Source organism: Marinomonas lutimaris, assembly GCF_019426345.1.
Classification (GTDB): domain Bacteria; phylum Pseudomonadota; class Gammaproteobacteria; order Pseudomonadales; family Marinomonadaceae; genus Marinomonas; species Marinomonas lutimaris.
The window spans coordinates 144,732-157,028 of sequence record NZ_JAHLLW010000001.1; the positions used below are offsets into that span (position 1 = coordinate 144,732).

Annotated in this window: 11 protein-coding genes; 10 read left to right on the plus strand and 1 reads right to left on the minus strand. The window is 43.0% G+C overall.

Going from position 1 to position 12,297, the window contains the following annotated elements:
* Positions 1 to 144 precede the first annotated feature (144 nt).
* Complete coding sequence (locus KPL72_RS00650; protein ID WP_212917057.1) at positions 145 to 1,506, plus strand: 8-oxoguanine deaminase; 1,362 nt, start codon at positions 145 to 147, stop codon at positions 1,504 to 1,506.
* A gap of 123 nt (positions 1,507 to 1,629) precedes the next feature.
* On the opposite strand, the gene KPL72_RS00655 is transcribed toward KPL72_RS00650, so the two are convergent.
* Complete coding sequence (locus tag KPL72_RS00655) at positions 1,630 to 2,688, minus strand: NAD(P)-dependent alcohol dehydrogenase (RefSeq protein ID WP_212917058.1); 1,059 nt, start codon at positions 2,686 to 2,688, stop codon at positions 1,630 to 1,632.
* A 186-nt stretch (positions 2,689 to 2,874) separates the two neighbouring features.
* Between KPL72_RS00655 and KPL72_RS00660 the strand changes: the two genes are divergently transcribed.
* The 9 genes from KPL72_RS00660 (at position 2,875) to KPL72_RS00700 (ending at position 12,297) form a co-directional block, all read left to right on the plus strand.
* Positions 2,875 to 3,753, plus strand: a complete 879-nt coding sequence (locus KPL72_RS00660) for an AraC family transcriptional regulator (protein ID WP_249422033.1) — start codon at positions 2,875 to 2,877, stop codon at positions 3,751 to 3,753.
* A gap of 105 nt (positions 3,754 to 3,858) precedes the next feature.
* Positions 3,859 to 4,530: an acrylate utilization transcriptional regulator AcuR gene (acuR, locus tag KPL72_RS00665; RefSeq protein ID WP_249422034.1), complete on the plus strand. Its 672-nt coding sequence runs from the start codon at positions 3,859 to 3,861 to the stop codon at positions 4,528 to 4,530.
* A gap of 70 nt (positions 4,531 to 4,600) precedes the next feature.
* The gene (gene acuI / locus KPL72_RS00670; protein ID WP_219701170.1) at positions 4,601 to 5,587 is read left to right on the plus strand and encodes an acrylyl-CoA reductase (NADPH); all 987 of its coding nucleotides are present in this window, start codon (positions 4,601 to 4,603) and stop codon (positions 5,585 to 5,587) included.
* Positions 5,588 to 5,734: 147 nt separating this feature from the next.
* Entirely contained in the window at positions 5,735 to 6,895 is a 1,161-nt protein-coding gene (locus KPL72_RS00675; RefSeq protein WP_219701173.1) for a sugar diacid recognition domain-containing protein, read from the plus strand.
* A gap of 187 nt (positions 6,896 to 7,082) precedes the next feature.
* The gene (locus KPL72_RS00680) at positions 7,083 to 8,441 is read left to right on the plus strand and encodes a GntP family permease (protein WP_219701176.1); all 1,359 of its coding nucleotides are present in this window, start codon (positions 7,083 to 7,085) and stop codon (positions 8,439 to 8,441) included.
* 113 nt (positions 8,442 to 8,554) lie between these two features.
* Positions 8,555 to 9,712: a glycerate kinase gene (locus KPL72_RS00685; RefSeq protein ID WP_219701179.1), complete on the plus strand. Its 1,158-nt coding sequence runs from the start codon at positions 8,555 to 8,557 to the stop codon at positions 9,710 to 9,712.
* Between the two features lie 130 nt (positions 9,713 to 9,842).
* Complete coding sequence (locus tag KPL72_RS00690; protein ID WP_219701181.1) at positions 9,843 to 10,913, plus strand: sensor histidine kinase; 1,071 nt, start codon at positions 9,843 to 9,845, stop codon at positions 10,911 to 10,913.
* Positions 10,910 to 11,599, plus strand: coding sequence for a response regulator transcription factor (locus tag KPL72_RS00695; RefSeq protein ID WP_219701182.1), 690 nt, complete (start codon positions 10,910 to 10,912; stop codon positions 11,597 to 11,599). Before KPL72_RS00690 ends, KPL72_RS00695 begins: the two co-directional genes overlap by 4 nt.
* 44 nt (positions 11,600 to 11,643) lie before the next feature.
* Positions 11,644 to 12,297 carry a potassium channel family protein gene (locus tag KPL72_RS00700; RefSeq protein WP_212917066.1) on the plus strand — a complete coding sequence of 218 codons (654 nt, stop codon included), beginning with the start codon at positions 11,644 to 11,646 and terminating at the stop codon, positions 12,295 to 12,297.

Genomic DNA, 12,297 nt, shown 5'->3' on the forward strand with positions numbered 1-12,297 from the left:
AATAATTACGCTAGACCCTGCTTTTTTCTGCTGTGTGAGTCATTGTGGAGAAAGAAAGACAATTCATAAAATATCCACCTGTGAGTAACTATTTTGCTTTTGTAGTAATCTTTATCAGATCAAACGACAAAGATGAGGATTACTATGATTGAGCGAGCGACTTGGATTCAATCACCTAAAGCTATATTGGCATCCAATGCGGATGGTGGTGTGGTGATTCGTGATGGGAAAATTTGTGAATTGGTTGCTGCTGGAAAAATGCCAATTAACCACTATGATGTTATTTTTGATGCATCTAATCATGTTGTCTTGCCAGGCTTAATCAACACGCATCACCATTTTTATCAAACGCTAACACGGGCTTTTCCTGACGCCCTTAATAAAGCGTTATTTCCTTGGTTACAGACTCTTTATCCGCTTTGGGCTGAATTAGAACCGGAGATGCTTGCCAGCGCTACTAAGCTTGCCATGGTGGAATTAATGGAATCCGGTTGTACGCTTGCTGCAGATCATCATTACTTATTCCCCGCCGGTATGGAAAATGCCATTGATGTGCAAGTTGATGTTGCTAAGTCTCTTGGTATGCGCGCTATGTTTACTCGTGGTTCCATGAGTTTGGGGGAAAAAGATGGCGGCTTGCCGCCTCAATCTACCGTTCAAGATGAAAAAACCATTATTGATGACAGCGCGCGATTGATTAAAGCTCATCATCAACGAGGTGAAGGCGCGATGATTCAAATCGCCTTAGCACCCTGTTCGCCTTTTTCAGTCACCACAGACATTATGAAAAGCAGCGCGGAATTAGCAAAAGCTGAAAATATACGTTTACACACTCATCTTGCCGAAACCTTAGATGAAGAAGATTTTTGTCTAAAACGTTTTGGTATGCGTACTGTCGACTATTTAGAAAGTGTCGGTTGGTTACATGATAGAACGTGGTTAGCCCATGGCATTCACTTTGATGAGGATGAAATAAGTCGTCTAGGTAAAGCTAAAGTGGGAATTTGTCACTGTCCAACCTCAAACATGATGTTGGGTTCGGGCATTGCACGAAATAATGAACTAGAAGCGGCTGGCGCCTTGGTTGGATTAGGTGTTGATGGATCCGCGTCTAATGACGGTTCTAATATGATTATGGAAGTTCGCCAAGCCTTATATATCCAACGATTACGTTATGGTTCCGCCAATGTTTCTCACTTCGATGCTTATCGTTGGGCGACTAAAGGTTCAGCTGCCGTACTGGGGCGTGAAGACATTGGTGAAATCGCTGTTGGGAAGCAAGCTGATCTGGCGCTTTTTAAATTGGATGAACTGCGTTTTTCAGGCAGTCATGATCCTTTAGCGGCGCTTTTATTGTGTGGTGCACAAAAAGCCGACCGAGTAATGATCGCGGGTAAGTGGACAGTAGAAAACGGTCATGCCGTCGGAATTGATACCAAACAGTTAATGGCAGAGCATTCTGCTCATGCGCTGCGTTTAGCGAATAAGTTATTAGCAAAAAAATAACGTCATCGCTCTCTCACTCTCTAAATAGAGGGCAATAGAAATAGAGCAAAAAAAGCGCCTATCAAAGGCGCTTTTTAACTATTAACTTATTTTAAGACAACACAAAAGAGCTATAAAGCTCGATTAAGCTTCTTCTTTCAAGCTTTTCATATCAATGATGAAGCGGTATTTCACATCGCCTTTTTTCATACGTTGATAAGCTTGGTTGATATCTTGAATATTGATCATCTCAGCATCACACTCAATATTGTGTTCCGCACAGAATTCCAACATTTCTTGTGTTTCTGCGATACCACCGATCAAAGAACCAGTAAGAACGCGACGTTTCATCACCAAATTAGCGGTGTGAACGGCTGGTTCCAAAGGTTCAATAAGACCAACTAAAATGTGTGTGCCATCCACTTTCAAACAATTTAGATAGGGGTTCAAATCATGTTGAACAGGAATGGTGTCTAACAAGTAGTCAAATGTCATTGCTGCGGCTTGCATTTGTGCGTCGTCGGTTGAAACAATCACATGATCCGCGCCTTGTTTTTTTGCTTCCGCAATTTTGCTTTCTGAACGTGTAAAAATAGTCACTTCGGCACCAAAAGCTTTGGCGAATTTTACGCCCATGTGTCCAAGGCCGCCCATGCCTAACACACCGACCTTATCGCCAGCTTTCACACCGTAATGACGAAGCGGAGAATACGTCGTGATGCCTGCACACAATAAAGGAGCTGCTTTACTTAGGTCTAAGGTTTCTGGAATGGATAGGACAAATTTTTCACGCACAACGATGTGATCAGAATAGCCGCCGTAAGTTAAAGTGCCATCAATTAAATCGTTAAAGCCGTAAGTTCCAACAAAGCCATTATCGCAGTATTGCTCTAAATCTGATGCGCAGTGTGAACAGTGCTGGCAAGAGTCGACCATACAGCCAACACCAACAATGTCGCCAACCTTGTATTTAGAGACTTTACTGCCAATTTCGGTGACTTTACCGACAATTTCATGGCCTGGGACGATTGGGTAATTACTTGGTCCCCAATCACTTTCAGCAACGTGAATGTCTGAGTGACATACACCACAATAAAGAATATCAATGTTTACATCGTCTTCGCGAAGGGCGCGACGTTCAAATGAAAATGGTGCTAAAGGGGTCGTTGCAGAGAGTGCTGCATAGGATTTTGCTTGGCTCATAAATTGTTACTCCAGTGTTTGAACATGAAATACGTGACACCTAGTGTAGAGTAAACTTCTTCTTTTTGTGTTGTGCATTCTTGCTATTGTTTTGCCTATTTCTCTAAATTTGTAAAACTTAACTTTTCCTACACAATCTTGTATGGATAATAACCCCATTGATTTTAATAGATGGATGGATCAAAGATGAGCGATATAAATTTAGTAGGTTTGATCAAACCTCTAGTGAGCGAAGATGGTTTCTGCGATACCTTAATTGCCAATGTTCGCCTAATGAAGTGCGCGAAATCATTACCTAGAAGCCCTCTTATTTATCGTCCAGGACTCACTATCATTGTTCAAGGTCAAAAAATAGGTTATCTAGGCGACCGCGAAATTCACTACAATTCTGGTCATTACTTGGTTCAAACGCTGCCTCTGCCTTTCGAATGCGAAACCTTTGCAAGCCAACAAGAACCTCTTTTAGGCGTCTCTATCGATATAGACCCTGTTTTATTATCTGAATTAGTTTCTGTTTCTTCTGAAGAGACATTAAAACCATCTGTATCTCATTTTCCTATGTCATCCGTCCCAATGAGTGATGACATGATTGAATCTGTTTCTCGCTTAATTAAAGCGTTACATGATCCGTATACCGCAAAAATAATGGGACAAAGTCGAGTTAGGGAAGTCGTTTTTGAAGCCTTACAAAGCCCACAGGGTAATGCTTTACGTGCCTTAGTGTTAAACCAAGGTCGCTTTTCGTTGATAGTGAACTCTCTTAAGCAATTACATCAGCAGTTGGATCAAGAAGTTCGTGTTGAACAACTCGCTGAAGATGCCAACATGAGTGTTTCCAGTTTTCACCATCATTTTAAAAATATCGCAGGGTCTTCTCCTCTACAGTATTTGAAACGTTTGCGTCTTTTAAAAGCACAAATGCTGTTAAGCCAAGGTAACCTAAATGTCAGTCAGATTTCTTTAGAAGTTGGCTATAAAAGCGTGCATCAATTTAGTCGAGACTATAAACGCTACTTCGGCGCGCCACCGACAAAAGACAAGCTAAGAGAAGATACCGTGATATAAGACTTTACGTTCTTAAATTAACTTACATGAATTAACGTCATTGAATTTAATAGACGAGTGGTCTAAATTAATGCCTATCGTATTTTATTGCCTAGGTATAAACATTTGCTTTCTATCCTTGATAAACCAGATATCGCCGTCAATCAGCCCAATAAACCTCGTCGCGGGCGGCCAAAAAAGCCGTCAATAGATGCTTTGGATACCCGAGAAGCTTTGTTACGCGCTGGTATGCTGATATTGACAGAATCTGGTTTTACCCGCAGTGGCATTGATCCGATTTTAAAATCGATTAGTGTGCCAAAAGGGTCTTTCTATCATTACTTTTCCAGTAAAGAAGCCTTTGGTTTGGCCGTTTTAGGGCGCTATCGCCGTTATTTCGAAGCTAAGTTAGATGGTTTTTTGCTCGATGAGGCATTTTCTCCCTTAGAGCGATTAAAGCGTTTTGCCCAAGACGCCCAAGACGGCATTGTCCGTCATGAGTTTAAGCGTGGCTGTTTAGTCGGCAACTTGGAGCAAGAATCTACCTTGTTATCAGAAGCATTTCGAGATCAATTACAAGCGACCTACCAAAGTTGGCAAGCACGAGTTGCGACCTGTTTATTAGAAAGCCAAAAACAAGGTGAAATTGATCTACAAGGCAGTATTGAAGAGACTTCTCAGGCATTTTGGATTGGCTGGGAAGGCGCGGTTCATCGAGCTAGATTAGTAAAAAGCACTCAGCCATTAAGCTTGTTTATGACATTTTTTACCCAAGCGATTCAAAGCAAAACCCATTAACAATAAACCAGGCTGCAAAGCCTGGGTTTTTAGCTATTTAACTAGACGAATGGTCTAAAGTGGAGAATTTATGTTTAAAGGTTTATTGATCACCCAAGAAGATAAAAAAAGTACAGCATCTGTGGTTGAACTGCAGGAAGATCTGCTGCCAGAAGGTGATGTGTTGATTGAAGTGCATTACAGCACCTTAAATTACAAAGACGGCTTAGCCATCACTGGTAAGTCTCCTGTTGTGCGTTCTTTTCCTATGGTGCCGGGAATCGATTTAGTCGGTAAAGTTTTACAAAGCGACTCTGATCGCTTCTCTGAAGGCGATTTCGTCATACTGAATGGTTTTGGTGTGGGTGAAATGCATTGGGGTGGGCTTGCACAAAAAGCTCGACTCAAAAGCGATTGGCTCATTTCACTGCCAAAAGGTATAGACGCTAAACAATCTATGGCAATAGGTACAGCGGGATATACCGCTATGCTGTCAGTACTTGCCCTTGAAAAACAAGGTGTTACACCTGATTCTGGTGAAATTCTAGTCACTGGCGCCAATGGTGGTGTTGGTAGTTTTGCCATTCGTCTACTGAATCGTCTTGGTTATCACGTGGTTGCCTCAACTGGACGAATGGAAGAAAGCGACTATTTGAAAAGTCTTGGCGCGAGCGACATCATTGATCGAAATACGCTTTCCGAACCAGGTAAACCTTTGCAGAAAGAGCGTTGGGCTGGCGTCATCGATTGTGTCGGTAGTCACACTTTAGCCAACGCCTGTGCAAGTACAAAATACGGTGGCGTGGTAACCGCTTGTGGCCTAGCTCAAGGTATAGACTTCCCTGCTTCTGTTGCGCCGTTCATTTTGCGCGGTGTCAAGCTAATCGGCATCGACAGCGTTATGCGACCTTTAGCCGATCGTATTGAAGCATGGCAACGCTTGAGTGAACTGCTGCAACCAGAAGACTTTGATAGCATCAGTGAAGAAATCGGTTTGGAAGACGTAGTAGAAACGGCCTATAAATTGCTTGATGGAAAGGTACGTGGTCGAGTTATTGTTTCATTATTAAAGCCGTAGTGAAAAGGTCTTAAGCAAAATCATTTCTTTACTTTGATCAGTCACAGAGCGTTTTTGTACTCTGTGTCTGATTGATGTCTATCAAGTTGTTTTCCCTAGTTAGTTTTCAGTAACATGATGCCGCCTTTGTTATTGATTGGAGCCCCAATGGACGTATTAGACCCTGCTATTGCTATGCAAATCGTTACTCGTACCATGAGTATTTTGGGTCACAATGTTAATGTGATGAACAGTCGGGGTGTGATTCTTGGTTCCGGCGATAATTTGCGTATTGGTGCTGTCCATGAAGGGGCTTTATTAGCTATCACCCAAAATAGAGTAGTAGAAATTACTCCTGAAGTGGCTTCTGGTCTCATTGGTGTTAAGCCAGGTATTAATTTACCTCTGCATTACCAAGGAAAAATCATTGGCGTGATTGGTATTACTGGCGAATTTAAAGAAATAACGCCGTATGGTCAGTTGCTCAAGATGACCGCTGAGATGATTGTTGAGCAAGCTAATCTACAGGACAATCTACAATGGGAAAACCGCCAGAAAGAAGAATTCATACTACAGCTCATTAAGGGGGAGCTTCCGCATAAATCTCAGCTTATCGAGTGGGCCTCGCAGCTAGGTATTTCTCTCGATACCCCGCGAGTTGCTGCCATTATTGAAGTCAGCGGTCTGAGCTCACGCTCGCAACATGACAGCAATGGCGCTAATAACCTCAAAGAAATATTACACCTTTTACAGAGTCCAGAGCGCGATAACTTGGTTGCTATGACCTCGTTAAATCAATTGGTTATCTTAAAACCTGCTTTTCTTGATGGTAAACACTGGGATCCTATTTTAGAAAGTACACGGATCGACTCGTTACTAAATCGTTTGCCTACTCATCTTAAGGAGTGCACAAAAATTGCCTTAGGGCATTATTTTCCAAGCATTGAGGGAATAGCACACTCTTATCAAACGGCACAAGAAACCTTGCTAATTGGTAAAAAGATGAAAAGCGAAGACAAAAAGTACCTTTTTGAAGATTATTCCTTGCAGGTTTTGCTATCAGGACTAAAGCATAATTGGCGAGGTGATGTTTTATCCAGTCATTACCAGCAACTTCAATCCGTCGATAACAAAGGCTTGTTAAGAAAAACCCTCGCTACTTACATCACCCACTTTGGTGATTTACAGCACTGTGCAAATGCGCTTCATATCCATCGTAATACATTGCGATATCGTTTAGACAAGATCCAAGCGATTACTCAAGTTGATATTCATAGCTTAGACGGTCTTTTTAGTTTGTACCTAGGTCAGCTAATAACCGATCAATGACAGAAAAATAGCTATTCTATGGCCTTAATATTAGTTTTTTTGTGCAAACGACCAAAAAATAGCGAGTTAATAGCCTAATATCCAGCCAAGTGGCTAAAGCTTCTGATGTCCATTTATTGAATAATGAAAAGTCTTGAACGCTGGTGTCATTGGCTCCAATAATTAAAATTAAAAAGGACATTCCTCGATGAACTTAGTACTTATCCTGATAGGGGTTATTACCTTTATCGTCTTAGCTACATCTAGATTTAAACTTCACCCATTTTTAACCTTGATATTAGCCGCCTTTATCGCTGCTTTTGCCTATGGTTTACCCAGTAGTACTATTGCAAAAACCATCACGTCGGGTTTTGGCGGTATTCTTGGTTATATTGGTTTGGTGATTGTTTTGGGTACCATTATCGGTACTATTTTAGAAAAAAGTGGTGCTGCCATTACGATGGCTAATTGCGTTATTAAGCTTTTAGGTAAGCGTTTCCCTACTTTAACCATGTCTTTGATTGGTTATCTCGTCTCTATCCCAGTATTTTGTGATTCTGGTTTTGTCATCTTGAACTCATTGAAGCAGTCGATGGCAAATCGCATGAAGGTTTCCAGTGTGTCCATGAGTGTGGCGTTGGCAACGGGTCTTTATGCTACTCATACTTTTGTTCCTCCAACACCAGGTCCTATTGCCGCGGCTGGGAATCTAGGCTTAGAGTCAAATTTGGGTTTGGTTATCTTAGTAGGTGTTTTTGTTGCTGCAGTTGCCGCTTTGGCAGGCATGTTATGGGCAAATCGCTTTGCAAATGCCGAGCCTGATGGTGAAGGTGCGGATGAACTAAAAACGCAAAATGAAGATTATGAAGCGTTAAAGCAAAGTTACGGTGAGCTGCCAAGCCCATTCAAAGCTTTTGCGCCGATCTTTGTCCCTATTTTATTAATCTGTTTTGGATCTATTGCTGCTTTTCCTTCCGCACCATTGGGAAAAGAGACTTTATACGATGTATTAGTCTTTTTAGGACAACCTGTAAATGCCTTGTTAATCGGTTTGTTTTTATCTTTGTTGTTGCTAAAAAGTAATAAAAAAATTGAAGAGTTTAGTGAAAGGATTAGCCAAGGTTTGGTGGTTGCTGCCCCTATTTTATTAATCACTGGTGCGGGTGGTGCTTTTGGTGCGGTTCTTAAAGCGACACCAATCGGTGATTTTCTTGGTACGTCATTGTCGGCGCTTGGTATTGGTATCTTTATGCCATTTATTGTTGCAGCAGCGTTAAAATCAGCACAAGGCTCTTCTACGGTTGCTCTAGTGGCAACATCTGCTTTAGTGGCTCCTATGTTGGGCGATATTGGTTTAGCCAGTGAAATGGGTCGCGTACTAACTGTTATGGCGATTGGTGCGGGCGCTATGACGGTATCTCATGCAAACGATAGTTTCTTCTGGGTTGTGACTCAATTTAGCCGTATGAGCGTTCCACAAGCTTATAAAGCGCAAACCATGGCGACTCTGATTCAAGGCATCACCGCAATGTGCCTTGTGTATATTCTGAGCTTGTTCTTGCTCTAGCGGATTGTTTTTGCGCTTATCTTGCTGAGTAGATAGGCGCATTTCTTGCTGAGTAGATAGGCGCATTTCTTGCTTTGATTTATTCAAAACTCAATGACACAAAGGGAACAGCTATGAAGATTGTGATTGCACCGGATTCCTTTAAAGAAAGTTTAACCGCGCTGGAAGTAGCGAATGCGATTGAAGCGGGCTTTCGTCAAGTATTTGCTGACGCACAATACATCAAAGTGCCGATGGCGGATGGCGGTGAAGGCACGGTGCAATCCATGGTCGATGCGACTCAAGGGTATTTGGTGGATCTTGAAGTCACAGGGCCACTGGGCAATAAAGTGATGGCGCAATACGGTATTTTAGGTGCAACCGAAGGCCAGACATCGGCCACTGCGGTGATCGAAATGGCGTCCGCTTCAGGTTTGCATTTGGTGCCACGGGATCAGCGTGATCCACTTTACACCACTAGCTTTGGAACCGGTGAACTGATCAAAGATGCCCTAGATCGAGGCATTAAACACATTGTTTTGGGATTAGGTGGCAGTGCAACCAATGACGCGGGTGTTGGTTTGGCACAAGCATTAGGCATTCAATTTCAAGGCGATAATAATCAAGAACTACCCTTTGGCGGTATGGCGCTCGCGCAATTGAGTCAGGTTGATGTGAGCCAAGCGCACCCTCTTCTCGCCGAATGCCGCTTCGATGTTGCCTGTGATGTTGATAATCCTTTATGTGGTGAACGTGGTGCTTCCGCTATTTTTGGTCCTCAAAAAGGCGCAACACCTGAAATGGTGATCTTGTTAGATAAAACACTCGAGCACTTTGCGGATGTTTTAGTGCAGAATGGTTTTGCTGACCATCGACTCGATCCTGGCGCTGGCGCGGCTGGTGGCATGGGATTGGGGGCGAAAGTGTTTCTTAATGCGACTTTAAAGCCCGGCATCGAGATTGTCATGGAAACGGTTGGTCTGGCTGACAAGTTGAAAAATGCCGATTTAGTGATTACTGGTGAAGGCCGAATAGATGGCCAAACTGTCTTTGGCAAAACACCCATGGGCGTGTTGAAACAAGCCAACGCAAACGGGGTTCCAACCATTGGTATTGCTGGTAGTTTGGGTAGAGATGCCGAAGCGATTTTGGCGCACGGCATGTTGGCGATATTCCCCATTATTCCGGCGCTCGATAGCTTGGATAATATCTTGGCTCAAGCCGAAAGCAATCTAATCAACTCATCACGAAACATCGCCGCCGCAATTCAATTAGGTCGTTTGATCAGCTAATTAATGTGGCGGTCCAATTAATGCGATGGCCAATAAAAACGTTACGGTTTTTTTACGCGCCAATCTCTGCGCCCTTTGCTACAGTCTTGCTTGTACTCTTCTTTATTTAAAGGCGTTGACAAGCGACACCATGAAAATGAAAACACCAACAATCCCTTCTCACTATTTAGCCGTGCTTGCTGTTAGCACGGCTTTGCTGATCAGCTATGGATTGGATATTTGGCTTGGGTCCAATATTGCCGTTTTGCTGATTTTGCAGCTGGCGGTGGTGGTAGTCGCTTTATCCTGTCGTTCCCGATGGGTGTATGGCGTGGCGCTGTTTGAAGCGCTTTGCTTTAATTTCCTGTTTACCACGCCGCGTTATTCATTCGAGATGTTTAATGGCGATGACATGTTGAATTTACTGGTATTTCTGCTGGTGGCGGTAATCACCAGTAAGCTGGCAGAGTTATATCAACATCAGCAAAACCAATTAAAACAAGAGCAACTTCGTAACAGTATTTTATTGTCAGTTTCTCATGATTTACGCACGCCGCTGGCGACTATTATCGGTACTTTGAGCACCTTAAAAGAATACATGGATAAGCTCTCTGAGCAGGAAAAGCAAGAGTTGCTAGACAGTGCCACCGTCGAAAGTCATCGTCTTCACCAATATATAGAGAACCTACTGCAAGCGACAAAACTGCACCATGGCGTAGTTGTTCCAAAAGTGTCTGAGCAATCAGCCGTTGCCATTATTCATCTTGTTATGGACCGTTTTAGTCAGCAAAAGTCCCGTTTGATTCTACAAATAGACGATAAGCTGCCGCTGATTTCGGTGAGTGCGTCGCTTATTCAGCAGGCCATTTTTAACGTTATCGATAATGCCTTGCGATATTCACCAATAGACAAAACTGTCACTATTTCGATAAAAAAACTGGATACAGATAACAAACATCCTCAGGTTGTTATTGATGTGCGAGATCAAGGGGTTGGTATCAGCTCTGCCGAGTCTGAAAGCATCTTTGAGCTGTTTTATTCGGTCGACTCTTTCAAGCGAAATGACAGCGGCACAGGTTTAGGTTTGGCGGTATCAAAAGGTATTATTGCGGCTCACCATGGTTCTATTCAATCTATTCCCGTTGAGCAAGGCTGCTTAATTCGTATCTGTTTGCCTGCGTGCATTGAACCGTCTCTTAACGAAAAAGGTAGTGAATCGTGACCTCTTATAAAATCTTGGTGGTCGATGATGAGCCTCAAATCCACACCTTCATTCGTATTTCATTAGCTACAGAAGGTTTTGAGTATCTTGGTGCCGAATCCATCGCTGCTGCAAAACGTTTGATAGAACAAAATTCACCGCATTTGTTGATTTTGGATTTAGGCTTACCAGACGGCGACGGCATGGATTTGGTCAACTATGTGCGAGCCATCAGCAACACGCCTATTTTGATTCTGACTGCTCGGGATGAAGAAGATGAAAAGATTCGCCTGCTTGAAGCGGGCGCGAATGATTACCTGAGCAAACCCTTTGGCATTCGCGAATTAATTGTTCGAGTGAAAGTCTTGTTACGGGATTTAGTGAATACCCACTCACCGGCAGATGTTCTAGAAACAGGTAATATTAAGTTAGAAATCAGTAGCAATCAGGTGTGGTTACAAGGTGCGCCCTTGGCGTTAACCAAGAAGGAATTTGCCTTTTTACGCATGTTGATGACCACGCCAGACAAACTGGTGATGCAAGAAGAGTTGCTGGCCAAAATTTGGGGTGTGACTCATACCCGAGACTCGCACTACTTGCGAATTTTAGTTAGCCAGCTGCGAAAAAAGCTCAACGATAATGCCAATGATCAGCGTGTTATCAAAACGGAACCTGGTCTGGGTTATCGATTTTTATCTGATCGTTAAATTATCGAAAGACTCTTCAAAAATACGAACAAAAGGTAATCAATATGGCGCATTTTACAGTGATTGGTTTAGGGCGTTTTGGTGTTGCAGCCAGCATGGAGCTGATTTATTTAGGCCATACGGTAACGGGCGTAGATCGAGATTCGAAAATTGCTGAAAAGTACGTCGATGACTTCACCCAAGTGATGATTTGTGATTCTACCGACGAAAACGCGCTAAAAGAGCTTGATCTGATCAACAGCGATGCTGTGCTGGTGGCTATTGGCGAAGACATGGAATCTAGCCTGTTGTGCATCTTGGCACTGAAAAAGCTCGGTGTAAAAGAAATCTGGGTCAAAGCCAGTAGCCGCGCCCATCATACCATTGTCTCTAAACTAGGCGTGGCACGTATCATTCATCCAGAAGAAGAAATGGGTGTGCGAGTAGCGCAAGCACTGAATTACCCGATGGTGAACGATTATTTGTCTATTGGTCATGGTTTGTACGTGGTGGAGATTCATATCAAACCACAGTTAGACGGACGTCCTCTTGGTGATGTTCTGGACCCGGCAAAAGGAAAAGTCGATGCGGTGATGGTTAAACGTGAGCAAGAGACGTTTTTGCAGTTAGACAAAACCTTTGTTCTAAAAGAGAAAGATATCTTGTTGCTGTGTGGCCCTCGCAGTGAACTAAAACATATCGCACCAAGGCTGGCTTGA